We start from the raw sequence: 25,048 nt of genomic DNA on the forward strand, positions 1-25,048 counted from the left end.
GCGTCTCCGCCTCGCTTCTCGGCTCCGGGTCGGTGTCCGTGTCGCTCTGACTTGGATAAAGTTACGCGGCGGAAAACGCTACGTCAAATCGCCTGGACAAGCTGGCGTTTCCGCAGGTCAATGCCATGGGATCACCGTGATGGCTGGCTTGAATCACACGGATGTGATTCAAGCCACGGCGATCTTCATGCACCTGCCCGCAGAACCCCCGCGAGGTTCTTCTTCCCGCGCCGCAGGACGAGCCACCGTCCGTGCAGGTAGTCGGCATCCGCCGGGGTCCACTCGATATCGGAGATCTTCCCGTTGTTCACCGAGGCGCCGCCTTCGTTCACCGCGCGCCGCGCCGCGCCGCGGCTTTCGGACAGGCCGGTGGCGACGAGCAGATCCACGATGGTGCTCGGCTCGCCGGCTTTGATCTGCGCGACCTCACCGTCGACCGCCGCTTCGCGCAGGGCGGCGCCGAGGGTCGCCTCGTCGAGTTCGCGGAGCTCACCGCGACCGAACAACGCTTGGCTGGCCAGCTGCACCGCGCGGGTATGGGCCTCCCCGTGCACCAGGGTCGTCATCTCGGCGGCGAGCCTGCGCTGCGCTTCCCTGGCATGCGGTCGCTCTGCCGTCGCCCGCTCGAGTTCGTCGAGTTCCTCGCGGGACAGGAACGTGAACCAGCGCAGGTACCGCACCACATCGGCGTCCGCCGTGTTCACGAAGTACTGGTACCAGGCGTAGGGGCTGGTCATCTCGGGATCGAGCCACAGGCTGCCGCCGCCGGTGGACTTGCCGAACTTCTTGCCGTCCGCGGAGGTCACCAGCGGAACGGTCATGGCGTGCACGGACGCGCCGTCCACCCGGCGGTTGAGTTCGACGCCCGCGATGATGTTGCCCCACTGGTCGGAGCCGCCCACCTGCAGCGTGCAGCCGTAGTCGCGACGCAACTGCAAGTAGTCGTTGGCCTGCAGGAGCATGTAGCTGAACTCGGTGTAGGAGATGCCCTCGCCGTCCAGCCGCCGCTTGATGGTGTCGCGCGCCAGCATGACGTTCACCGAGAAGTGCTTGCCGATGTCGCGCAGGAAGTCGACCGCGGACAGCCGCCCGGTCCACTCCATATTGTCGACGACGACCGCACCGGTCGGCGAGTCGTCCAGGTCGACGAAGCGCTCCAGCTGGGAGCGGATCCGCTCGGCCCAGCCCGCGACGGTGTCGGTGGAGTTCATGCTCCGCTCGCCGACGTCGCGCGGGTCACCGATCAGCCCTGTGGCGCCACCCGCCAGCACGATGGGGCGATGTCCGGCGCGCTGGAAACGCTTCAGGGCGAGCAACGGCACCAGGTGTCCCGCGTGCAAGCTGGCTGCGGTGGGATCGAAGCCCGCGTACAGGGTCAGCGGCCCGGCGGCCGCCGCCGCGCGCAGGGCATCCAGATCGGTGGACTGCGCGATCAGTCCGCGCCAGGTCAGTTCGTCGATGATGTCGCCGCTCACGTTGTCCTATCTTTCCGCACCGGATCCGAGGCTTCGTGCGCACCTCGGTGTCGTGGCGCGGCACGGCGTGAGTCGAACGATTTTGCTGTGCACCGGCGACCCTGCCGCCCGGCACGACGGCCGGTGGACCGAGTCCACCGGCCGTGCGCGTGGCGCGAGCGCTCACCGCGACAGGGTTTCCCGCACCGCGACGATGCTGTCGCGCCGCTGGTAGGCGATCCAGGCGAACACCGCGGCCAGTACCAGCGGGAACGGCGCCAAAGCTGAGGCGCCCAGGAGGAAGGGCTGGGTGGCGGCGGCCAGCACCATGGTGATCGACAGACCGGACGCGGCCACGCCGCTCAGCCGCGGCACCAGCAGACCGGCGCCGCCGGCGACCTCGACCAGGCCGGTGAGTTAGCGGAACCAGTCGCAGAAGCCGATCTCGTGGAAAATGCGCACGGCATCGGACTGACCGGCCAGTTCCGGCAGGCCCGAGGCGATGACCAGGAACAGGCGGAGCAGGATCTGCACCGTCCACAGGGTGCGATCGAGAACCTTGCCCGGCTGGGCGGCGGCGGGCGCGGTGCTGGTGGAGGCGATGCGAAAACTTCCGCCGAGTGCTCAGGCCGACTTCTCGGTGGGCAGTGGAGCACGCGGACTGCGCCGGTAGACCGACACCGCCCGCGAACCCGGAAGCCAGAAACGCCATGGCAGGTCCGCCGCGCTGCTGACCCCGACCCGCGGACCACTGGCGATCTCGGCGTCCGCGATCGGATCGTGCAACTCGAGCCGAATCGGTGACGCCGGATCGAACAGTGGGGTTCCGTAGTCGCTCAACGTGATTCCCAGCGCGCTGCCGAGGTTGCCCGGGCCGCGGGCCGAGTCGAGGTCGCTTCGAGCTCCGGGGCGCCGTTCACGCACCGTCTCCAGCCCCTCGATGACCTCGCCGGAGCGGATCAGCGCGGCGCTGGCGACCCCATCCGGGCCGCTCGTCACGTTGATGCAGGTGTGCATGCCGTAGCTGAGGTAGACGTACAGCACACCGGCGGGACCGAACATCACGTCGTTGCGCTTGGTCCGGCCGCGCCCGGAATGCGATGCCGGATCCGGCCATGGCCCGGCCGGGTCTCCCCCGTAGGCCTCGACTTCGACTATCCGGACACCGACCGGGCCCGACCACAAGGTCGCCCCGAGCAGACGCCGGGCGGCAGCGGGTGGTTCGACGGCGAGTTCCTCGACAGGCTGGGCACACACAGCCGCCATTCTCCTCGACGGCTACGACAACGGTGCGCCCAGCCGCTCGGCGACCGTACCGCCCTCGGCGCGGGCAATCGCGCGGGTAGAAGCAACGCCGAGTGCGCGGCACGCGCTCGCGCGCGCAGGCCGGGACACCCGGCTACGCGCCGAAGACGCGAGGTCACCCGAGGAAGCCGGACGGACGACGACCACGGCCCTCAGAAGTACGTACTGTGCTCGCCGGACCGCAGCGTGAGCAGGTCGTCGGCGATGACCGCGGCGTAACCGACGACGACGATCGCGACCAATTGGGCCCACGACACCCAGAAGATGCCGATCGGCGTTGTCGCCGCCACCGCGAGCGCCGCGAGCAAGCGAGCCCATGGACGCGGCAGCCGCAGTGTCAGGCGGAAGAAGAACTGGCCGAGGAAGTACAGCGCGACGCCGCCGGAGAGCGCGGCGGCCACGGCGACCGAGGTCGCTTCGTCGCCGTGGGCGACGCTCATCTGAATGCCCGCCGCGGCCACGATGACGCCGATCAGCAGCGGGTACAGGGAGTAGCCGTAGGCCAGCACGGCAGGCCGGGAGCGTTCCCGGTCCGGTACCGCGGCCAGCGCGTGCTCGCCACGTTCGTCGTCGACACCGAAGTAGGCCCACCACAGGACGTAGGCCAGACCTAGGCCGAGGCCGACGGTGGCGATCAACTGCGGGGTGATCTTCTCGCCGGCCAGCCCGGCGCCGACGGCGACAATGGACTCACCGATCGCGACGATCACAACCAGCCCGTGCCGCTCGCAGAAGTGGCGCGCTCGGATCACGAAGTCGCGCGTGTCGACCAGATAGGGGCTGATCACCTGCACCGTGAAGGCCACGATCCAGCAGGCGTACTGCATCCAACCGTGCACGAATCCGCCTGCCAGTACGAGCGCGGCGGCCAGGGCGTTGAGCGGCGCGAGCCTGCGGATCGCGATCGTCGCCGACGCTCCGCCCGCCGAGGCGAACAGCGCGGTGTGCACGGCGGTGACCAGGACGTACCCGATCCCGAACGCGAGGCCGGTGCCGTGGAACGCGTCCGGGATCGCCAAGGCGAGAACGAAGAACGCGAACATGCCCACCAGCAGCCAGGTCCGCCTGGTGGAACTGTTCGGGGCGACCTCGTTGGTGAGCCAGACGTAGCCGGAATACATCCACCAGACCAGTCCGAACAGCAGGGCGACCTGGACGAGCGCCTGGAAGCCCGGGTGATGCGTGTAGACGTGCGAGAGCTGGGTGATGGTGAGGACGAAGACGAGATCGAAGAACAGTTCGAGCGTCGAGGCCCGCAGCTGCCCGCCGTCGGCGGACAGGGCGCTCTGGTTGGTCACAGCTGGAGCCTAGAACGACCGCCGTCACCCCAGCGTGTCGGTGCCCATGGCGAGACCCTTCAGCTTGTACGGGTTGACCTGGAACCGGAGGTTCTGGATCCGTCCGTCGGCGATGTCGTAGGTGAACACGGCCACCGGATTCCCCTCGATGAGCGCCAGCGCCCCGAGTTCACCGTTGATGTGCGCGGGTTCGAGCACGAATCCGGCGACGATCGGCTTGGCCAGCACGCCGAGTATCCAGCGCGCCACGTGATCGGGTCCGTACAACGGCCGGCGCGCCGCGGTGACCACGCCGCCGCCATCCGACCACGAGGTGACATCCGGGGCGAGCAGGTCCATCAGCGCGTTGAGGTCGCCGCCGGAGCACGCGGCCATGAACCGGGCGGTGACATGGTCGCGCTCGGCCTTGTCGGTGTCGAAACGCGGTCGGCGGGATAGCACGTGCCGCTTGGCGCGATGCGCGATCTGCCGGATCGCGGGCTCCGGCCGGTCCAGGGTCTCGGCGATCTCGGCGTGCGTGTAGCCGAAGACCTCGCGCAGCAGGAAGACCGCGCGTTCGACGGGACCGAGTGTTTCCAGGACCACCAGCATCGCCGTGGAGACGGTGTCGGCCAATTCGGTCTCCTCGGCGACGTTCGGTGAGGTGAGCAACGGCTCGGGAAGCCAGGGCCCGACATAGCTCTCGCGAGTGGCCCTGGCCGAGGTGAGCCGGTTGAGCGACAGGTTGGTGACCGCCCGCACCAGGTAGGACTTGGGCTGACGCACCGTGGAGTGGTCGGTCTCGTTCCACTTCAGCCAGGCGTCTTGGAGGACGTCCTCCGCGTCGGTGACGGTGCCCAGCATCCGGTACGCGGTGGCGAACAACAGACGCCGGTGCTCGAGAAAAGGGTCCTGCTCCGATATCGGGTCGGTCATGCCTGGATTCTCCTGGTTGCCCGGCCGCCTTTGGACAGGGTGACCGACACCGTCATCCGCTTGCTCAGCGTGAACACCGGCACCGGGCTGCCGCTGACGGCCTCCTTGTAGCGGACGGCGGCGCGTCCGGTCAGGTAGCCGCGGCGCGGACGGTCGTCGGCCTTGGTGAACTGGATGACCGCGTCCTTGCGCCCGAGGCTGACCGGCTGGTGGAAATAGCCGAAGCGGAACGGCCGCACGCGCTTGCCGCGCAGCTGCCGCGCGATGACGTCCGCGGTGTAGGCGGCGGTCGGCATCCCGCTCTGGCAGGTGCCGTGGATCCGCCCCCACGTCTGGCGGACCGCGGCGGCGTCGCCGATGGCGTGGATCGTCGGGTGCGACACCGACTTCAGGGTCGGGTCGACCACGATCAACCCGTGCGGGTCGGTCTCGATCCCGGCCTGCGCGGCCAATGGGGAGACGCGGACACCGGCCGTCCACAGCGTCAGGTCGGTGTGCACGAGTTCCCCGCCGGCCAGTTCGACCGCGTCGGGCAGCACCTTCACCACAGCCCGGCCGGTCTGCCGGGTGACACCGAGCCGATCGAGTGCCCGATGCAGGTAGGCGCGAGCCTTCGTGCCCATCATGGCGCCGGGCTCCCCGGTGCTGATCAGGGTGACGCGCGCGCCGGGATGGCTCTCGGCGATCTCGGCCGCCGCCTCGATGCCGGTCAAGCCGCCGCCGCAGACCGCGACCGTGCCGCCGCGCGCCGCCACCTCGGCGAGGCGTCGGCCGAATCGGTGTGCGGTGGCGGGGTTGTCCAGGGTCCACGCATGGTCGGCGGCGCCGGGCACGATGCTCGTGTCGGCGGTGCTGCCCAGCGCGTAGATCAACTCGTCATAGGGAAGGCGAGTGGTGCCGTCGACGGTGACCTCTCGAGCCATCGGGTCGATGGCCGTGGCCCAGCCCTGGACGAAGGCGACGCCGGTGCCCTCCAGCAGCGCGGGGATCCGGTGGTCCGCCAGCTCTTGGCCCGCGGCCACCTGGTGCATGCGCAGGCGCTCGGTGAATCGCGCCGAAGGGTTGACCAACGTGATCCGGACGTCCAGCGCACGGGTGCGCCGGGCCAGCCGCACGGCGGCCAGCATGCCGGTGTAGCCGCCGCCGACGATGACGATCCGATGTGTGGTGTTCATGACAGTGCTCCAATGGTCGGGTCACCGAGGCAGTGTTGGCGGATGGTGACGACCATGGGACAGCTGAGCGGTCCGGAACGTGACACCCCACGATGTGTTCCGAGTCACACTCGATGGGCGCGGCCGGACCAGCGAATCCCGCGCGCACCCTGAGGCCGCGGCACGGGTATCAGGGGCGGGATCGGGGAGGAAATCGGGACGCTTCCGGATGTGTTGTGGCACCGCTGATTTCTACCGTCGGTCCATGTCTTCGGATTCCCGGCCGCGCAGGCGGTTGTTCCTCGTTCTCGGCTGCCTCGCGGCATTGCCGGTCCTGATCCTCGGTGGTGTCGCGTGGGTGTACGCCGGGGCAGCCGTATCCACCGTGGGCAAGACGGAATTCCGCAACGAACTGGCCGTACCCGCGCTGGCTCCGTCGCGGGTCGGCGCCGACGGCACGCGCACGTTCGAACTCGACATGCGCGCCGGGCAACGGGAGTTCCTTCCCGGCCGGGCCACGCCGACCTGGGGGTTCAACGGCGACTATCTCGGTCCGACACTGCGGGCGCGGCGCGGGGAGAAGGTGGCGGTGACCGTTCGCAACACCCTGCCGGAGGCCTCCACCGTGCACTGGCACGGCATGCACCTGCCCGCCGCGATGGATGGCGGCCCGCACCAGATGGTGGCGCCCGGCGCCGCTTGGACGCCGCAGTGGACCGTCGATCAACCCGCCGCGACGCTGTGGTACCACCCGCATCCGCACGGCGCGACCGAAACCCACGTGGGCCGCGGGTTGGCGGGCATGTTCCTGCTCGACGACGACGTGTCCACCTCCCTGGCGCTTCCCTCCACCTACGGCGTGGACGATCTGCCGGTGATCGTGCAGGACGTGAAGTTCAACGGCGCGGCGCTCGACTCCTCGCACGGAATGTTCCGCGATGTCGGTTTCCTCGGCGACCGGACCATGGTCAACGGCACGCTCGCGCCGTACCGGAACGTCGGCGACGAACTGGTCCGGCTGCGCCTGCTCAACGCCTCCACCGCCCGGATCTACACCTTCGAATTCTCCGACGGGCGACCGTTCGCGCTCGTCGCCACCGACGGCGGCTTCACCGAACGGCCGAGCACCCAGGATCGGCTGCGGCTGTCGCCGGGTGAGCGCGCCGAGATCGTGGTGCGGATGCGACCTGGCGAGCGCGCCGTACTGCGCTCCGGCGAACTCGACGCCGGACTCGATTTCTGGACACAGCGTTTCGCGGGGGGTGACGACACCTTCGACATCCTGGAACTGCGCGCGGCCGAGACGCTGCGGCCGTCACCGGAGCTGCCCGCGGCCCTGACTCCCCCCAGCACCCCGGACGGCGGCGATTCGGTCCGGGAACGGAATTTCGACCTGAACCTCGCCGGGATCAACGGCACCCCGATGGTTATGGACCGGATCGATTTCGCGGTGACGCGCGGCACCACGGAGACGTGGGTGGTGCGCAACGGCGACGGCATGCCGCACAACTTCCACGTCCACGACGTGCGATTCCGCGTGCTCGCGGTGGACGACGGCCCGCCACCGGCGGCGCTGACCGGCCCGAAGGACACCGTCTTCCTGCCACCGGGCAGCACGGTGCGATTGGCCATGCGCTTCGACGGCCCGGCCGATCCGGACGCGCCCTACATGTACCACTGCCACCTGCTGTGGCACGAAGACCTCGGAATGATGGGCCAGTTCGTCGTCGTGAACCCGGGCCAGACACCGGGGACCCCGCCGGTGCACCACGGCCACTGACTCTCCGCCCGACACTCTTGCCTGTTCAGCGCGAGCGCGCTAAATTCATCACACAGTGAATTCAACACTCGATGAATTGAGGCGACCGTGTCGCAAGCCATCCCATCCCCCGCCGTCGAGGTACGGAACCTGCGGGTCCGTCGCGGCGGCCGCGAAGTACTGCACGACGTCTCACTGACCATCCCGCGCGGCTCGATCACCGGGTTGCTCGGCCCGTCGGGATGCGGCAAGACCACGCTGATGCGCAGCATCGTCGGCACTCAGATCATCGAATCGGGCGACGTCAGCGCGCTCGGACGCCCGGCGGGCTCCGCGGCGCTGCGCCACCTGATCGGTTACGTCACCCAGGCGCCGAGCATCTACAACGACATCAGCGTCCGCGAGAACGTCGCGTACTTCGCGGCGCTCTACGGCCGCGACCGCGCCGACGTCGACGACGCGATCACGGCGGTCGGTCTGACCGATCACGCCCACCAGCGCGGCGACGAGCTCTCCGGCGGGCAGAAGACGCGCGCGTCACTGGCGTGCGCGCTGGTCGCCCAGCCCGATCTGCTGGTTCTCGACGAACCGACCGTCGGCCTCGATCCCGTGCTGCGCGTCGAGCTGTGGAAGCAGTTCCACGAACTGGCCTCGAACGGGACGACGCTGCTGGTGTCCAGCCACGTCATGGACGAGGCCGAGCACTGCGACCGGCTGTTGCTGATGCGCGAGGGGCAGTTGCTCGCCCAGCTCAGCCCCGACGAACTGCGCGCGCAGACCGGCGAGCAGAACCTGGAGACCGCCTTCCTCACCCTGATCACGATGGGACAGAACGCATGACCGCCACCATGGAAGCCGCGCCCCGGCGGACGCCCACGCTGCGCCCCTATGCCGCTACCACCGGCCGCATCCTGCGCCAGCTGCGCAACGACCACCGCACCGTCGCCATGATCCTGGTGGTCCCCGCGCTGCTGATGGCGCTGCTGTATTTCATCTACAAGGACACCCCGACCAACCCGCTGAACCCCGTCTCGCTGTTCGACCGGGTCGGCATCAGCATGCTCGGCATCCTGCCGTTCATCGTGATGTTCCTGATCACCGCGATCGCCATGCAGCGCGAACGCACCTCGGGCACGCTCGAGCGGCTGCTGTCGACGCCGCTGTCGAAACTCGACCTGCTCGCCGGTTACGGCACCGCGTTCTCGCTGGCGGCGGCCGCGCAGGCCGTCGTCGCCTGCCTGGTCTCCTTCGGGCTGCTCGGGCTCGGCGCGGCGGGCAGTCCGAGCTGGGTGGTGCTGATCGCGGTGGTCGACGCGGTGTGCGGGGTGGCGCTGGGACTGCTGGCAAGCGCGTTCGCGCGCACCGAATTCCAGGCCGTACAGTTCATGCCGGTCGTGGTCGCGCCGCAGATCTTCCTGTGCGGCCTGCTCGTTCCCCGCGGCCAGCTGCCCGATTGGCTGGAGGTGATCAGCAACGTGATGCCGTTGAGCTACGCGGTCGACGCGCTGCAGCAGGTTTCGACGCATCCGGAGGTCACCGGCCAGATGTGGCGTGATCTGGCCATTGTCGCCGGGTTCGCGATCGTCGCCCTGTGCCTGGGCGCTGCCACGCTACGACGGCGGACCACGTGACGGCAGGCAACGGCTCCGGCGGCGCCGAGCGGCCTACCCGCACGGGCCGCCGACCGGGGCAATCGGGCGCCCGCGAGGCCATCCTCGCGGCCGCCCGCGCGCGTTTCGCCGACGCGGGCTTCGACAAGACCTCGGTGCGCGCGGTCGCCACCGACGCGGGGGTGGATCCGGCCCTCGTGCATCACTACTTCGGCACCAAGCAGCAACTTTTCGCCGCGGTGGTGGAATTCCCGGTGAATCCCGAGGCGACACTGCGCATCATCGAGGCCGCGCCGCTGGATCGCTTGGGCGAGACCATCATTCGCGCGGTGGTCGGGGTGTGGGACTCCCCCGCGGGGCCCGGCGTCGTCGCCGTGGTGCGCAGCATCCTGGCCGGCAGCGACGACCCGTCCCTGGCCAGGAGATTCCTGTTGGAGGTGGTGCTGGAGCGCGTCCGCCTGCGCATCGCCACCCCGGAGGACGACGGCCGGGTCCGGATCGGTTTGGTCGCGTCGCAGATGATCGGCGTGCTGGTAGCCCGCAAGATCGTCGGTGTCGAACCGCTGGCATCGATGCCCGCGGCCGAGCTGGTCACCGCGGTGGGCCCGACGCTGCAGCGCTATCTCACCGGAGACATCGGCCGGGGACCGGCGTCCCCGTGACCGCGGCGATCACCGGGACACGCCGGAGCCGTCACTCCACGACTTCGACGATGTCACCGGGCCAGAGGTATTCGTAGAACGCCTTGGCTCCCTCGTGGGTCATCCGAACGCAGCCGTGCGACTTCTTCTCGATCGGGCCGACGTGGAAGGCGATGTCGCCGTTGAAGAAGGTCGCGTACGGCATCGGAGCGTTGTGCATGGTGCTCCAGTGGAATTCCTTCTTGAACGACACGTGGAAGACTCCGGGCGGCGTCTCGTACCCCGGCATCCCGTGCGAGATCGGCGTGGGGCCGTAGACCACTTTGCCCTCGTCCATCAGCCAGGCTTCGTCGGTGGACAGCCGCATGCACGCGCGGGCCGCCGTGGAGCACGGCGCGACGGGCGGCGGGGGCGGAATCAGCGCGGGCATACCGGGGATGTCCGGGCCGCCCGGCCAGAGCGGTTCGGCCTGGGCGGGCACCGCCATGGCGAATGCCGCCGCCGCGACTCCGCAGGCGATCGCGCATCGAGCCGTCCAGTTACGTGAACGCGAACCGCTCATTACGTTCCCGACCTCTCTCCCATACGCCACCTGTGCCGCTCATCAGGTCGGCCGCGGCGCCCCTTCGCTGGAGCGCCTGGACCGTCGCGAAGTGCAAATGATCATGGCGGACCCGGCTCCAAACGGTCAATGGCCGCAAAACGACCGTGACGCATCCGTTGCCCTGCGGCGGGCGAGTCGTGCGAAGAGAGTTCGGCGGGTCAGGCGTCGGGCTGGGCGGTGAACGCGTCGTGCTCGGCGTCGGTGACGTCCCTTGCCTCGTCGACGAGCAGGACCGGGATGCCGTTCTCGATCGGGTATGCCCGGCGCAGGCGCGGGTTGTAGAGCAGCGCGCTGCCGTCGGCGGCGCGGACCAGCCGCAGCGGGCCCTTGTCCTGCGGGCAGGCCAGCAGGCTCAGCAGTGTGGCGTCCAAAGTGGTGTGCTCAGGCATACGAGGAACCTACCTGCCCGCGGTGCCGGACCGGGAACCGTCCGCGTCGAGTGCGGACGCTCGGCGGAACGAGATGTGGCGATGCCCGAAGAAGCTGGCGCCCGCCACCAGCGCCATCACGGCGACCGCCGACGGGATGCTCGGCAGGTGCAGCAGCGACACCCCCAGCTGGAGCAGCACCATGTTCAGCACCAGCCCGCCGGAGTTCACCGCGACGAACGCGGCGAAATCCCGCATCAGCCGCCCGCGCACCCGGAACACCAGGGTGCGGTGCAGGACGAACGCCACGACCACGCTGATGCCGTAGGCCAGGGCGGGCGCGAGCGCGGCGGGCGTCCGGTTGCCGAGCACCGCCAGCCACATCACCGTCAGCGCCATGCCCAGACCCGTGTTCACCACGCCGACGACGGCGAACGCGATCTCCTGGCGACGCACCAAACGCAGCAGCGGGCCGGGGTCGGCGGGGAGTTCCGCGGCACGGGGAAGCGGAGCATCCGCCTCGGCGGGCGGTGGCGTGCTCGTCGCGTCCGCGGCATCGGAGCGTCGCACCTCCGATGCCGCCCCGGCTCCGTCCCCCGCGCCCGCGCTCATCGGACGGCGTCGGCCGAGTCGGTTTCCGATGTCACGGCGGCATCGGGTGCGGACGGCTCACCGCTGTCGCCGATCGGCCGGTCGAGCCGCCGCCTGCTACGCAGGTACACCCACTCCAGCAGACCGAGGCCGAGCAGCCCGAGCAGTGCCGCGGCGACGCCGATCCACCAGCCCGGCGGCTGCCAGGACAACTCCAGCTCACCGGAGGCGCCGGGCGGGAGATCGACGGCCGAGAAGGTTTTCCCTACCAGCGTGGTGGGAATCTCCCGGCCGTCGAGCGTCGCCCGGTAACCGGGCCACCCGAGCCGGGCGAACACGATCCGCCCGCCGTCCGGGGAACTCACCCGCACCCGGCTGGCCGTATCCGATTCGCCGATCGATGTGGCCGTAACCCCCTGGGCGGCGGCCACCCGGCCGTCACGGGTCGAGATCAGGCCGTCGGTGCGTTCCAGGACCGAGATGTACTTCTCGTGCCCCGGATAGTCGACCCATTTCCAGCCGGGGGGCGCGGGCTGGTCGCGCGCGTCCGGGTACAAGGCGCGATGCAGCACCACCCGGTCGACCTTCATGAGGTCGACGATGGTCCGGCCGGTGGTCGGCTCGGTCGCGAACGCGCGGCGGTAGGCATCGGCGCAGACGCTGGTGTCCCAGCGCATGCACAACGTCTCGCCGAACCAGTAGTGCCCGTTGGGGGTGTAGCCGCTGACGTAGGTCAGCTCGAGATCCTTCGCGTAGTTGCCGAATACCAGCGATCCGTACGCCCCGGAAAGGTTCCGTTCCGACGGCGGGATGAGCATACGGTCCGCGAGTTGCAGCGTGGTGCCGGGGAAATCCGGGAACGCGGCCTTCATCTCCGACCGCTTCTCCGGCAGATTCCACCCCATCGGAGTCGGTTGCGCGTCCCACACCTGCAGATACGCGATCGGGAACACCGAAGCGACGATCAGCGCGCACGCGGCGGCCGCGCCACGGCTGCGGCCGAGCCATACCGCGACGGCGCCGAGCGCCGCCACACCGAGCGCCGCGATGACATGCCTGATCACCTCGTGGGGTGCGGCCGAGAAGGAGCGCACCCACAGCAGACCGATCAGCACCGCGGCCGCGATTCCGCGACGCCGCCAGTCCTGAACGGTCGCGAAGCGGCCGAGCAGCACGCATACGAGCACCAGCAGACCGAGCGCGACCATCGGCAGCACACGGACGGGCCAGCGCAACGGGCCGATGGCGCCGGGACCGGCCGTCCACATCAGTGCCATCACCGCGAACAGGGCGGGCGCGACGAATTCGCGCGCCGAGCCGAGCGCCCTGCGCCAATCTACGAAGGCCAGCGCCGGAACGAGGAACCACGCGATGTAGACCACCGGCATCGGCTGCACGTAGCCCCACCAGGAATTGAACGCGGGCAATGTGCTGGGCAGGCTGGCGTTCAGCGACTCCGACCACGGCACCGTGAGGAACTGGTCGTTGTTGATCTGCGCGGTGCCGCGCCAGGTCACCTTCGCCGACAGCATGCTCGGCAGGTAGGTCGCCGATCCGGCCACCGCGGCACACGCCGCGACCGTGAGCAGGCGCAGCGACGGGCGCCACGCCTTCTGATGGACGAGTTCGCCGATCGCGACCGCGCCCACCATCAGACCGGCCTCCACCGCGGGGAAGACGTATTGCACCGAAATGGCCAGATACAAGAAGACGAAGGTGGGAATCGGCCCGCTGCGCCCGCGGGCGTAGCGCACCCCGGAGGCCCACGCGTGCGCCATCCATGCCGTGCCGGTGAACGCGGTCATCCAGCTGGCCTCGTCGAAGAACAGCAGCCATCCGCTGAACGGTATGGCGACGCCCGCCACCGCCGCCCACGGCGCCTTCGCTCCGTAGGCCAGGCAGATCCGGTAGACGCCGAGCGCGAGGATGATCGCGAAGATCAGTTTCACCACGGTGGCGTACAGCGCGAGGTTGTCCACCGAAGGCGCGATCAGGTCGATCAGCAGCTGCGGCGGATTCAGCAGCCCGGCTTCCTCGATGGTGTAGTTGCCCGCCATCCAGTGTTCGGGCACGAGTGCCGGGAACCGTCCTTCGCGAAGGTATCGCCCCAGCATCACCCACAGCGGCGCGTACTGCGATTCGGTGTCGTCGGTATAGAAGTGCCGGACGTTGGCCACTAGAACCGCACCGTATCCCGCGATCACCCCGAGCGCCGTGATGACGCCCCATGTGCGGACTTCTCGCGAAGAAATGGTGCTACGTTCGGCCACGAGTCCCAGACCCTACCCGCACCTGTCCGCCCGTCCGGCAAGCCAGTGCCGGGATGCGGTCCGCGACCGCGCTATCCGGACCCGGCCTCGGGCCCGCGGCGGAACGAGATGTAGCGATGACCGAAGAAACTGGCGACCGCGACCAGGCCCATCACCACGACCGCCGATGGAATGCGCGGCAGGTGCAGCACCGAGACGGCCAGCGACAGCAGCACCGTATTCATCAGCAAGCCACCGGAATTCACCACGACGAAGCCGACGAAGTCGCGCAACAGCCTGCCGCGGACCCGGAATACGAGGGTCCGGTGCAGGACGAAGGCGACGACGATGCCAACGGCGTAGGCCAGCACCACCGCGACGGCGGGCGGCCACGCGTCACCCAGCACCGCCAGCCACGCGACGGTCAGCCCGATGCCGAGCAGGGTGTTGCACGCGCCGACCATGGCGAACGCGACCTCTTGGCGCCGGACCATCCGCAGCAGAAGCCCCGCCGCGGGCCCGTCGCCCGTCGCGTCGGAATCCGCGGCGACCGGCCGAGCGTTCGTCTTCACGAAACGACGTCCGCCAGCTCACGATCCGGCTCGGCGCCCTCGGCGTCGCCGGGCTCCTCCGGTTCGTCGCGGCGCCGCGACCGGAGCTGGAACCATTGCAGGACGCCGATGCCGAGCACGCCCGCCACCGCGGCGGCGATGCCGATCTTCCACCCGGGCGGGCGCCAGGTCAGCACGAGCTCGGCGTCCTGGGTGCCCGCGGGAACGTCGACCGCGATGAACGATTTGGCGACCGTGGTGATCGGCAGCGACTTCCCGTTCAGCGTGACCCGATATCCCGGCCAGCCCAGCCGGGCGAACACGAGCCGGCCGCCTTGGTCCGAGGACACGCGCACGCGGCTGGTGGTGTCGGTCTCGGAGATCGATGTCGCGCGAACCTTCGCCGCATCGGTCACGCGGCCGTTCGTGGTCGAGATGGGGCCGCCCACGCGTTCCAGCACCGCGATGAAACGCTCGTGCCCGGGGTAGTCGACCCACTTCCAGCCCTCGGGCGCCGCCTGGTTCGGCGCGTCCGGGAACAGCGCTCGTTGCAGCACCACGCGGTCCAGGTTCATCAGGTCGACCAGCGGCCGCCCGGTGGTGGGCTCCGGTGCGAACATCCGTCGGTAGGCGTCCGGGCAGACGCTGCCGTCCCAGCGCATGCACAGCAGCTCACCGAAGTAGAAATGGCCGCTGGGGGTGTAGCCGTTGACGTAGTCCAGTTCGAGTCCGCGGGCGTAGTTGCCGAAGACGAGCGACCCGTAGGCGCCCTCGATGCTCTTGTCCTGCGGCTGCAACAGTCCGCGATCGCCCAGCTGGATGGTGTTGCCCGCGAAATCCGGGAACGCCTCTTTCGCCACCGAGCGCTGCACGGGCAGGTTCCACGACATCGGCGTGGGTTGCGCGGCTTCGACCTGGAAATAGGCGATCGGGAACATCGCGACGATGGTCAGCGCGCACGCCGCCGCGGTCCCCTTCGCGCGCCCGAGCCACACCGCCCCCGCCACCAGCGCGGCCAGCGCGAACGCCGCGATCACGTGCCAGATCGCGTCGTGCGGGTCGGCGGAGAACGAGCGCACCCACAGCAGACCGATCAGCACGCCCGCCGCGACGGCGCGGTTCTTCGGATCGCGCACCGTCCCGTAGCGGCCGAGCAGCACGCACACCAGCACGAGCAGGCCGATGGCCAGCATCGGGAGTACGCGCGCGGGCCAGCGCAGCGGTCCGATCGAACCGGGGCCTGCGGTCCACATCAGCATCATGATCGCGAAGATCGCGACGGCGCTCAGTTCCCGCCATGCCTCCCTGGCGCGGCGCCAGTCGACGAACGCCAGCGCGGGGATCAGGAACCAGGCGATGTAGGTGACCGGCAGCGGCTGCACGTATCCCCACCACGAGCTGAACGCGGGCAGCGAGCTGGGCAGGCTGGCGTTCAGCGACTCCGACCACGGCACCGTGAGGAACTGGTCGTTGTTGATCTGCGCGGTGCCGCGCCAGGTCACCTTCGCCGACAGCATGCTCGGCAGGAAGGTCAGCAGGCCGGCGAGCCCGGCGCAGCCCGCCGCGACGGTCAGCCGGAGCACCGGCTGCCACTTGCGCTGGTAGACGAACTCACCCACGGCCACCGCCAGCAGCATCAGCACCGCTTCGACCGCCGGGAAGATGTACTGCGTCGAGATGGTCAGATACAGGTAGACGAAAACCGGGATGGGGCCGCCCTGTCCTCGCGTGTACCGCACCGAGGCCGCCCAGGCGTGCACCATCCACGCGGTGCCGGTGAGCGCGGTCATCCAGCTGGCTTCGTCGAAGAACAGGAAGAAGCCCGACAGCGGCAGCGCGATACCCGCCACCGCCGACCACGCGGGCCGCCCGCCGTAGACCAGGCAGATCCGGTAGACGCCGAGTGCGGCGATGATCGAGAAGATCAGCTTCACGACGGTGGCGTACAGCGCGACGTTGTCCACCGAAGGCGCGATCAGATCGATCAGCAGCTGCGGCGGGTTGAACAGGCCCGCGTCGTCCATGGTGTTGTTGCCCGACATCCACTGCTCGGGCACCATGACCGGGAACTCACCGGCGCGCAGCGCGCGGCCGAGGCCCACCCACAGCGAGGTGTACTGGGATTCGGTGTCGTCGGTGAAGAAATGGCGGGCGTTGGCGAGCAGGACAGCGAGGTAACCCGCGACCACTCCGAGCGCGGTGATGACCCCCCACCGGTAGACCTCTCGCCGCGAATAGACATCCGGCCGCGAGCCGGGCACTGCACTGTCCGTCACGAGTTCCAAACCCTACAGGGCGGCTCTCCGCTTGGCATGGGTCGTGGACGCCACCAAGATGAGGGCATGATCAGCTGCTCCGGTAGCCGGATATCGCACCGTGCTAAAGTCCACACCGGTTCGGGCTCCGCAGTTCTGCGACGAGTACCGGCACGCACCGTCATCGAAAGTCGATCCAGCTGATGCCGATTCCCTCCGCCCGCGCACTCCGTTCCGGCGCCTCCGCGACGAACGGCGCCCCGGCACGGCCCGGCGTGGACCGGCCGCACCGGGTGTCGGTGGTCGTGCCGGTGTATCGGGGCGAGGACACGATCGCCGGTCTGGTCGCCGAGCTGCACGATCTCACCCGCCCCGCCGAGACCCCCGGCGGCACCACGTTCGCCGTCACCGAGATCATTCTGGTGCACGACCACGGCCCCGACCGCTCCGATGTGGTCCTGCAGGAACTGCAACGGACCTATCCCACGGTGCGCGCCGTCTGGCTCAGCCGCAATTTCGGTCAGGACGCCGCGACGATCGCCGGAATGTCCGTCGCGGCCGGTGACTGGATCGTCACCATGGACGAGGACGGCCAGCACGATCCCGGCTTCATCGGCACGTTCCTGGACACGGCCCTGGCGCAGCGAGCCGATCTGGTCTACTCCAAGCCGACCAACACCAGGCCGCACGGATTCCTGCGCAATCTGACCTCGCGCGGAGCCAAGCTGGTGCTCGCGACGCTGTTCGCCTTCCCGGATTCCACCCGGTTCGAAAGCTACCGGCTGATCCGCGGGGACATCGGCAGGCAGCTGGCCGAGGTCGCCTCCAACGGCGTCTACCTGGACGTCGCGCTGACCTGGGTGGTCGGCGCCGTCGCGCAGGCACCGGTGACGTTGCGCGCCGAGGGCAGGGAGGAATCCGGCTACAACTACCGCCGCCTGTTCTCCTTGTTCTGGAAGATGGTGCTGTGCAGCGGGACCCGCGGGCTACGGCTGGTCAGCATGCTCGGCGTCACCCTGGCGCTGGCCGGTGGCGTGATGGCCGCGATCGTCGTGGTCGAAGCGCTGACCACCGACGGCTGGGCGCCCGAGGGCTGGGCATCCACCATCGTGGTGTTGCTGCTGTGCTCCGGCGCCGTGCTGTTCTCCCTCGGGCTCATCGCCGAGTACCTGGGCGTCGCGTTGCACATCCTGGTGGGCAAACCGCTCTATCTCACCGTCGAGACGCCGACACCGCGTCCGGCCGACACTTCGGAACTGACCGCGACCGCAGCCAGCAAGGGGACCGACCGGGTTGAGCACTGACCGCGTCATCTTCAGCCGCCCGTACCGGGCCCGCCGGGAATTGGCGAACCTGGAGGCCGTGCTCGCCTCCGATCACAGCCACGGCGACGGACAGTTCACCGCGGCGGCCACCGCGAAGCTGAAGGCGATCACGGGCGCGCCGCACGCCCTGCTCACCACCTCCTGCACGTCCGCGCTGGAAATGGCGGGCCTGCTGCTGGAGCTGGGCCCCGACGACGAAGTGATCGTGCCCAGCTTCGCGTTCACCTCCACCGCCACCTCGATGGCGCTGCGCGGCGCGACCTGCGTTTTCGGCGACATCGATCCGGCTACCGGAAACCTGGACCCGCAGTCGGTGGCGGCCCTGATCACCGAGCGGACGAAGGCCGTGGTGGTGATCCACTACGGTGGCGTCGCCGCCGATATGGCCGGCCTGCTCGACCTGGCCGGCGCGCACGGCTTCGCCGTCGTGGAGGACAACGCGCACGGGCTCGGCGGCAGCTGGCGCGGCAGGAAACTGGGCACCATCGGCACGATGGGCACGCTCAGTTTCCACGACACCAAGAACGTGCACTGCGGCGAGGGCGGCGCGCTGCTGCTCACCGACGAGATCCTGATGGCGCGCGCCGAGATCATCCGGGAGAAGGGCACCGACCGGGCCAGGTTCCTGCGCGGAGCCGTGGACAAGTACTCCTGGCAGGACATCGGCTCCAGCTACTTGCCGAGCGAGTTGAACGCGGCCGTGCTCGACGCGCAATTGGACGAGTTCGACGCCATTCAGGCCGGACGGCACCGGGTATGGGACGCCTACGCCGCCGCCCTGCCGGATTGGGCCCTGCGCAACGACGTGCGCCTGATGTCCGTGCCCGCCGATCGCGAGCACACCGCCCACCTGTACTACTTGCGGACCCCGACCGAGCGCCGCCGCGACGACCTCATCGCGCATCTCGCCGCACAAGGCATCTCCGCGCCGTTCCACTACATCCCGCTCGACTCCAGCCCGGCCGGCTTCAAGCTCGGCCGCACGCCGCGGGCGTGTGTGCGCAGCGCCGAGTTCTCCGGAACGGTCGTGCGCCTGCCGCTGTGGCCGGATCTGACCGACGCGCAGGTAGCCCGCGTCGTGGACGCGGTCACCGCGTTCACGGTGTGAGCGCGCCGCCCCGGCGCGCGACATCCGTCCTCACGCGGTGAGGACGTAGAGCTTCTCCCTGCCGCCCGCGATCAGTGATTGCCGGGCGACCCGCGGCCGGTACGGCGTGAAGAACTCGTCCAACGTGCGCTCGGTGAAGCGATGCGCCTGCTCGCCGTCGCCCGCGTCGGTGAACCGCTTGCCGATCGTGGCGAGGAACGGATTGGCGCTGCTGGCCAGGTTGCGCACCGGCTCGGCGACGATCACCCGCTCGGTGGCCGCCGCGAGCATCCGATCGAGCAGGGGGCCAGGCTCGGGCAGGAAGTGATAGAGACTGGCCTGCATGACGACATAATCGGCCGCGGGCAGCGCGTCACCGGAACGCAGGTTCCACACTCGCCCGCGTCCGCCCGCTTCGTTCACGCGTGCGACGAAGCGTTCGTTCAGATCGAGGCCGGTGTAGTCGACCGACTTGTGGCGCAGGTAGCGGGTGTAGAGCGTCGCGGGCCCGCAGCACAGATCGACCACGCTCGCACCCTCCGGGACGAGTTCCGCGATAGCGCGATACCGAGCCGCGTAGTGCCTGCCGTACAACCCGCGCATCAGGACCTCGTAGACGGTCCCGTTGCGGTAGATGAGGCTCGTTCTCACAGGCACAAACTATGCCATCGGTCGGCGAATCCGGTGTTTCGGCAACAGGAATCGCATCAGCCGCCGAACAGGATGCTCGCTCGGTCCTCGGTGAGGACCTCGTAGGCGTCCGAGGCGCGGTTGTACCACCAGGTGTCCGGTCCCGGCTCCGGCCGCTCGGCCGCCTGCACCGCACGGGCGGAGGGACGGAACGACGGGCTGCGCGGGATGTCGTCCACCACATAGACCAGATCGGGCCGCTGGTCCGGTTCCAAGACCCGCAACGCCTCGGTGACGTCCTTCGGTTCCAGGCGGAAGCCTTCGCGCACGCTCACCGCGGCCACCGCGAGGCAGTGGTCGCCGACATTGAGCCCGTAGGTGACTTCCATGTCGACGGGGGTGATGTCGTTGAGCACGTCGACGATCGGCTGACCGAAGACCGGTCCGCGCCGGGTGTGGATCACCGTGTCCGTGCGGTCGACCAGCCAGTAGTCGCCGTCGCCGTCGCGGCGGAACAGATTCTCCGTCGGCATCCAGGAGTCGCCCGCCGCGAAGACCCCGCGCAGGCCCCCCGCGGAGATGTCGACGCCGTCGGACGCTTTGCCGATCAGCAGGCCCACCTCGTTGTCCGCGCAACGCCTGGCGAAGCCGGATCCGTCCACCAGGATGCGTTCGGTGAGCGGGTCGTAGGCGACCAACTCCACCTTCGCGGTGCCGGGAACCGGCCTGCCCTTGCACCCGCGCTTCACTCCGGCCACATTGGCCAGCACCACGTCGCCCTCGATCGAGGCGTAGAACTCCAGCACGCGGGCCGGGTCGAACTGCTCGACGGTGCGCCGCCACAGCCCGGCGGGCATACCGGAGCCGATGAACAACCGGATCGGATGGCGATGGCCGACCGGGAACACCTCGGCATCGAGGATGTCGCGCAGCATGGTCCAGGTGTAGGTGACCACGGTGACGCCGTAGCGGTGCACCTCCTCGGCGAAGCGCTGCGGGTCCAGCGACCGGGCCAGCGCGATCCGGCTTCCGCCCGCGACCGCCCCGCCGAGGCTGACCAGCAGCCCGGACGAATGATGCAGCGGGGCAAGGCAGTACACCGTATCCTTGCGATCGAGGTCGGCCGTGGTCGCGGTGCCGAACGCCGACAGCGCCCAGCGGTGGTTGCTGATGTACTTCGTCTCCAGCCGCTCACCGGTGCCGGTGACGAGCACGAACGCCAGCTCCCGCGCCAGGCCGGGATCGGGCCGGTACCACGCGGGCACCCGCACCCGCGCCGGATCGATCTGCTCCAGGTCGATCAAGCGGTCGCTCGTGGGCAGCGCCAGCTCCCGGGTGTCGCCACCGCCGAGCACCAGCACCCTGGCGCCGGTCTCGGCGGCCCGCCGCAGATTCTCCGGGTCGGCGATCAGAGTCTCCACGCCGGTCAGCTCGATCGCGCGGCTCAGTTCGCCGTTCGGGGCCAGCAGGACCGCCACCGCGCCGAGACGCGACAGCGCCGCGACGGAGGCCAGCGCGCTGGGCCGGGTCTCCATCACCACGCCGACCCGCATGGCGGGGCGCACGCCGACCGAGATGAGGCCGCGCACCACGTTGTCGATGCGTTGGTTGACCGCCTCGTTGGTGTGCACACGGTCGTCGAACAGGAACAGGTCCCGCTGCGGCGCGCGCCGCGCCTGCTCGGTAAGCAACCGGCCGAGCGATACCCGGGTGTGCGGCTGGATCATGCCGAGGCGGGTCAGCCGGGGCAGTGCCCGCGCCGCTTCGCCTGCCAGTTCGATCGAACCGCGCACCGTGTTGTTCGCGATGCCCTCGAGGGCCTTGCCCACGCCGGTGCCCGCCTCCGCCAGCGACGCGGCGGTGTGCACCACCCGGGTTGCCGCCGACCGGGGGCGATTGCTCGCCACGTGCTCGGCCATCGGCACGATCTCGGGGGGCAGCGGCTTGTCGCCGTTCATCCATCCGACCCACTGCCGCACCAGCGGCCAGGTGTGATTGGTGGCCGTGCTCCCGGCCACCAGGCCGAAGTGTCCCGCGACCAGCGTCGCCTCGTAGACCTCGGCGTTCGGCGCGGCCCGCACGATGCCGCGCACCGCGGCGGGCTGTCCGATGTCGTCGACTTCGCCGACGAACGCCAGGATCGGGCACTTCAGCTCGGCCAGCGAGATCGGATGATCGCGGATGACGAAACCGCCGAGCATCAGCCGGTTGTGCGCGACGAACTGCTTGAGCAGATCCGCCGCGGCCGGGCCCGCGTAACCGACCCAGCCGTCGCTGTTGAGGAAGCGGCGCTGGCGCTCCTTGGGCAACAGCGCCTCACGGTCGTGCAATTGCCGGAGGAAATCGATTCTGGACTTGGCCGTCTTCACCGGGTCGAGCAGCTGGAAGCCGATCCGCACCATGGAATCGGTGATCGGCAACCGGGTGACCACATGATCGGCCAGGAAGTCGGCGAGGTCGGAGACCATGCCGTAGGGCAGCCCGAACGGCATGCCCGCGACGATGTCGACCGGGCTGCCGAAGGTCACGATGCTGTCCACGCCCTTGCCGTACCGGTAGGCGGCGGTCTGGTAGGCGAACATGCCGCCCTGCGAGTAACCCATCAGGTGCACGCCGGAGCCGGTGGCCTCGTTGACGGTGTCGATGGCGCTGTTGACGGCCAGCACGTGATCGGCGAGGTCGCGCTGCCAGCCGCCCTCCTCGCTCGCGGGCGAGCCGAAGTCCACCACCCAGCAGTCGACTCCGCCGCGGTGCAGGATCCCGACCGCGCCGTCCTCGGCGTTCACATCCCAGATGTCGGCGTTGACCATCAGCGGCGGCACCAGCAGCGCCACCGGCCGCCCCGGGGTCGTGTCGTCGGGGAAGTAATGGCGCAGCCGGTACATGCGTCTGCGTTCCACGACCTCGAACGGCGAGGACGCGACGTCATGGGTCAACCCGCCGAAGCGGATGACCTCCAGGCCGTTCTGCGCGGTCGCCATCAACCGCTGCACCGAGCCCACCACAACATTCGCGTTCAACTTCACCATCGCTCCTGGCCTACCCTAGAACGTGACCCGCATCACACACCGCGAGGTGTTCAGACGAGCTTCCCATACCACCTGTCCATTATGTGTCCGCTGTGACACGTCGCATGCCAGGTTGCCACGGTCGGCTCCCCCTCGACATTCCCCCCTCGACCCCGAGCACACCCCCGCGGACGCTCGAGCCGCCGGGAACCGAACCGCCCGGCGCGACAGTGCGCGCGCCGCCTCGGCCGACTCCCGCGTAGCGAGTAGGGGCCGGTGTCCGTTCGGGACGTGATCACCTACCCGACTCGACCGAGGAGCGACACTACACGCCCGGCTTCGGCCGAACGTCTCATCGCTTTCCGCGGCCGGACGCGACGTCCTCGGCGACCACCCGGCGCGGCTCCGATGGATCGTCCCGGCTCTCGGACCGATCGGCATGAGCGTGGAACGAGCCGGGGGCGGGAGGCCAGGAGGCCGCGCCGTATGACAGCTAATTCTTCGCTACTAGAACGCGATTGCGGGATAGCTCCGCAACGCCACCCGCCGTTACCGGAATCGACCGCGTGTCGTGACCATCCGCGGGCCGGTGGGACGATCTTCGAAATTTTCCTGCGCACAGCCGCTTTCGGCGTCTACCATCGAACATGTCTGGAACGCCGTGGCGCGTAGGCAATTTCGTTCGATGAGCTCTCCGCGGGCATGCCCGCCTGCTGTTTGATGTGAACACCCAGCGACTCTGAACTATCGACGACTTCTCGATTTCCCCTGCCCCAAAACCCGTCACCATGTCTCGGTGGCCGTCTCGAGGTGAGGACCACGCATGACCATAGAAATGCCAGTCCAAACGGAAAACAACGTGCGCAAGAGCCTGAGTACCAGCACTGCCGGCCTGCTCGCGCACACCACCAAATCCGAACCGCAGATGCAGGGCATCAGCTCGCGGTGGCTCACGCGCGCGCTGCCATGGACGCAGGTCAACGGCGGGGTGTACCGCGTGAACCGCCGCCTGACCCACACGGTGGGCAATGGTGAGGTGGAATTCGTCATCGACGGGTCGACGGCTCGGGTCATTCCCCTCGAATTGCAGGAGCTTCCGGCACTGCGCGGCTTCGACGACGAGGACGTGTTGCGCGGCCTCGCAGACCGTTTCGAACAGCGCGACCTCGAACCGGGCACTGTAGTAGCGGAATTCGGAAATCCGATGGATCAGGTTCTGCTGATCGTGCACGGTAAATTGAGCAAGATCGGGTCGGGTGAGTACGGCGAGCAGACGAAGCTCGGAATCCTGGGTGGCGGTGACTTCTTCGGCGATACGATACTCACCGAGCCATCGGCGATCTGGCCGGTAACGATCAAGACGATCACGCCGACGACCATGCTGGTCCTTCCGCGGCGATCGCTGACCGAGTTCATCGACAGCGCTCCGGCACTGCGCGAGCAACTCTCCCGCGTCGCCTCCGCGCCCACGCGTCCGCAGAACCACAAAGGCGAGGCGGACATCGAGGTCGCCTCGGGTCACTCCGGCGAGCCGCTGCTGGAAGGCACGTTCGTCGACTACGACGCCTCCCCGCGCCAGTACGAACTCAGCCTCGCGCAGAGCGTGCTGCGAGTGCACACCCGCGTCGCCGACCTGTTCAACGACCCGATGAACCAGGTCGAGCAGCAGCTGCGCCTGACCATCGAAGCGCTCTACGAACGACGCGAATACGACCTGGTCAACAACCCCGACTTCGGCCTGCTGCACAACTGCGACCTGAAACAGCGCATCTACGCCGAGTCCGGCGCGCCCACCCCGGACGACATGGACGAACTGCTCAGCATGCGGCGCAGCACGAAATTGTTCCTGGCCCATCCGAAGGCGATCGCCGCGTTCGGACGCGAATGCACCAAGCGGGGGCTCTACCCCGACCCGGTCGAGGTGGACGGGCACCGCGTTCCCGCATGGCGGGGCGTGCCGATCTTCCCCTGCGGCAAGATCCCGATCAGCGACACCCAGACCACCTCGATCCTGGCCATGCGCACCGGAGAGAAGGACCAGGGCGTGATCGGCCTGCACCAGACCGGGATCCCGGACGAATACGAGCCGAGCCTCAACGTGCGCTTCAAGGGCATCGATGACCAGTCGATCATCTCCTACCTGGTCAGCTGCTATTACTCGGCGGCCGTCCTGGTACCGGATGCCCTCGGCGTACTCGGCAACGTCCTGGTCGCCCGGCAGGCCGACTGACCGGGGTGATGGGC

The 25,048-nt window shown here is 69.0% G+C and carries 21 protein-coding genes; 7 read left to right on the plus strand and 14 right to left on the minus strand.

The features are described from left to right. Window positions 1-185: 185 nt before the first annotated feature. From tyrS to ACGF7Y_RS26575, 6 genes are all read right to left on the minus strand, one after another. Window positions 186-1,475 carry a tyrosine--tRNA ligase gene (tyrS, locus tag ACGF7Y_RS26550; RefSeq protein WP_393237940.1) on the minus strand — a complete coding sequence of 430 codons (1,290 nt, stop codon included), beginning with the start codon at window positions 1,473-1,475 and terminating at the stop codon, window positions 186-188. 162 nt (window positions 1,476-1,637) lie between these two features. Continuing rightward, window positions 1,638-1,829 (minus strand): hypothetical protein, encoded by a 192-nt coding sequence (locus ACGF7Y_RS26555; RefSeq protein ID WP_393237943.1) that lies wholly within the window; start codon window positions 1,827-1,829, stop codon window positions 1,638-1,640. 249 nt (window positions 1,830-2,078) lie between these two features. Continuing rightward, window positions 2,079-2,720 carry a DNA-3-methyladenine glycosylase gene (locus ACGF7Y_RS26560; protein ID WP_393237945.1) on the minus strand — a complete coding sequence of 214 codons (642 nt, stop codon included), beginning with the start codon at window positions 2,718-2,720 and terminating at the stop codon, window positions 2,079-2,081. A gap of 191 nt (window positions 2,721-2,911) precedes the next feature. Further along, on the minus strand, window positions 2,912-4,057 hold the full coding sequence (locus ACGF7Y_RS26565) for a low temperature requirement protein A (RefSeq protein WP_393237947.1): 1,146 nt from the start codon (window positions 4,055-4,057) through the stop codon (window positions 2,912-2,914). A 24-nt stretch (window positions 4,058-4,081) separates the two neighbouring features. Beyond that, window positions 4,082-4,972: an RNA polymerase sigma-70 factor gene (locus ACGF7Y_RS26570; protein ID WP_393237950.1), complete on the minus strand. Its 891-nt coding sequence runs from the start codon at window positions 4,970-4,972 to the stop codon at window positions 4,082-4,084. Continuing rightward, a complete protein-coding gene (locus tag ACGF7Y_RS26575) occupies window positions 4,969-6,147 on the minus strand; it encodes an NAD(P)/FAD-dependent oxidoreductase (RefSeq protein ID WP_393237953.1) in 1,179 nt (392 codons plus the stop codon). Before ACGF7Y_RS26575 ends, ACGF7Y_RS26570 begins: the two co-directional genes overlap by 4 nt. Window positions 6,148-6,391: 244 nt before the next feature. Between ACGF7Y_RS26575 and ACGF7Y_RS26580 the strand changes: the two genes are divergently transcribed. The 4 genes from ACGF7Y_RS26580 to ACGF7Y_RS26595 all read left to right on the plus strand — a co-directional run bounded on the left by ACGF7Y_RS26580 (window position 6,392) and on the right by ACGF7Y_RS26595 (window position 10,157). After that, a complete protein-coding gene (locus tag ACGF7Y_RS26580) occupies window positions 6,392-7,906 on the plus strand; it encodes a multicopper oxidase family protein (protein WP_393237956.1) in 1,515 nt (504 codons plus the stop codon). An 87-nt stretch (window positions 7,907-7,993) separates the two neighbouring features. After that, on the plus strand, window positions 7,994-8,725 hold the full coding sequence (locus ACGF7Y_RS26585; RefSeq protein ID WP_357041941.1) for an ABC transporter ATP-binding protein: 732 nt from the start codon (window positions 7,994-7,996) through the stop codon (window positions 8,723-8,725). Then, entirely contained in the window at window positions 8,722-9,516 is a 795-nt protein-coding gene (locus tag ACGF7Y_RS26590; RefSeq protein WP_393237960.1) for an ABC transporter permease, read from the plus strand. Before ACGF7Y_RS26585 ends, ACGF7Y_RS26590 begins: the two co-directional genes overlap by 4 nt. Further along, entirely contained in the window at window positions 9,513-10,157 is a 645-nt protein-coding gene (locus ACGF7Y_RS26595) for a TetR family transcriptional regulator (RefSeq protein WP_393237963.1), read from the plus strand. The genes ACGF7Y_RS26590 and ACGF7Y_RS26595 overlap by 4 nt, the downstream gene beginning before the upstream one ends. A gap of 31 nt (window positions 10,158-10,188) precedes the next feature. On the opposite strand, the gene ACGF7Y_RS26600 is transcribed toward ACGF7Y_RS26595, so the two are convergent. The 6 genes from ACGF7Y_RS26600 to ACGF7Y_RS26625 form a co-directional block, all read right to left on the minus strand. Next, window positions 10,189-10,698 (minus strand): L,D-transpeptidase, encoded by a 510-nt coding sequence (locus tag ACGF7Y_RS26600; protein WP_393237966.1) that lies wholly within the window; start codon window positions 10,696-10,698, stop codon window positions 10,189-10,191. Window positions 10,699-10,898: 200 nt separating this feature from the next. After that, the gene (locus tag ACGF7Y_RS26605; RefSeq protein ID WP_040866139.1) at window positions 10,899-11,129 is read right to left on the minus strand and encodes a Trm112 family protein; all 231 of its coding nucleotides are present in this window, start codon (window positions 11,127-11,129) and stop codon (window positions 10,899-10,901) included. A 9-nt stretch (window positions 11,130-11,138) separates the two neighbouring features. Next, a complete protein-coding gene (locus tag ACGF7Y_RS26610; RefSeq protein WP_393237969.1) occupies window positions 11,139-11,678 on the minus strand; it encodes a GtrA family protein in 540 nt (179 codons plus the stop codon). 38 nt (window positions 11,679-11,716) lie between these two features. Continuing rightward, on the minus strand, window positions 11,717-13,969 hold the full coding sequence (locus ACGF7Y_RS26615; RefSeq protein WP_393237971.1) for a hypothetical protein: 2,253 nt from the start codon (window positions 13,967-13,969) through the stop codon (window positions 11,717-11,719). Between the two features lie 71 nt (window positions 13,970-14,040). Then, window positions 14,041-14,520: a GtrA family protein gene (locus ACGF7Y_RS26620; RefSeq protein WP_393237974.1), complete on the minus strand. Its 480-nt coding sequence runs from the start codon at window positions 14,518-14,520 to the stop codon at window positions 14,041-14,043. Then, window positions 14,517-16,688 (minus strand): hypothetical protein, encoded by a 2,172-nt coding sequence (locus ACGF7Y_RS26625; RefSeq protein WP_393238419.1) that lies wholly within the window; start codon window positions 16,686-16,688, stop codon window positions 14,517-14,519. Before ACGF7Y_RS26625 ends, ACGF7Y_RS26620 begins: the two co-directional genes overlap by 4 nt. 269 nt (window positions 16,689-16,957) lie before the next feature. Between ACGF7Y_RS26625 and ACGF7Y_RS26630 the strand changes: the two genes are divergently transcribed. Continuing rightward, window positions 16,958-18,058 carry a glycosyltransferase gene (locus ACGF7Y_RS26630; RefSeq protein WP_393237976.1) on the plus strand — a complete coding sequence of 367 codons (1,101 nt, stop codon included), beginning with the start codon at window positions 16,958-16,960 and terminating at the stop codon, window positions 18,056-18,058. Continuing rightward, window positions 18,048-19,187 (plus strand): dTDP-4-amino-4,6-dideoxygalactose transaminase, encoded by a 1,140-nt coding sequence (gene rffA, locus ACGF7Y_RS26635; RefSeq protein ID WP_393237979.1) that lies wholly within the window; start codon window positions 18,048-18,050, stop codon window positions 19,185-19,187. Before ACGF7Y_RS26630 ends, rffA begins: the two co-directional genes overlap by 11 nt. A gap of 30 nt (window positions 19,188-19,217) precedes the next feature. Here the strand turns inward: rffA and ACGF7Y_RS26640 are convergent, their stop codons facing one another. Both ACGF7Y_RS26640 and ACGF7Y_RS26645 read right to left on the minus strand, forming a co-directional pair. Next, window positions 19,218-19,817: a class I SAM-dependent methyltransferase gene (locus ACGF7Y_RS26640; RefSeq protein WP_040866135.1), complete on the minus strand. Its 600-nt coding sequence runs from the start codon at window positions 19,815-19,817 to the stop codon at window positions 19,218-19,220. Between the two features lie 56 nt (window positions 19,818-19,873). Next, window positions 19,874-22,825 carry an acyl-CoA synthetase gene (locus tag ACGF7Y_RS26645; RefSeq protein WP_393237983.1) on the minus strand — a complete coding sequence of 984 codons (2,952 nt, stop codon included), beginning with the start codon at window positions 22,823-22,825 and terminating at the stop codon, window positions 19,874-19,876. 802 nt (window positions 22,826-23,627) lie between these two features. Between ACGF7Y_RS26645 and ACGF7Y_RS26650 the strand changes: the two genes are divergently transcribed. Further along, window positions 23,628-25,034 carry a family 2B encapsulin nanocompartment shell protein gene (locus tag ACGF7Y_RS26650; protein WP_393237986.1) on the plus strand — a complete coding sequence of 469 codons (1,407 nt, stop codon included), beginning with the start codon at window positions 23,628-23,630 and terminating at the stop codon, window positions 25,032-25,034. Window positions 25,035-25,048: the final 14 nt, after the last annotated feature.

It is taken from the genome of Nocardia sp. NPDC047654, assembly GCF_043205035.1.
Lineage (GTDB): Bacteria > Actinomycetota > Actinomycetes > Mycobacteriales > Mycobacteriaceae > Nocardia.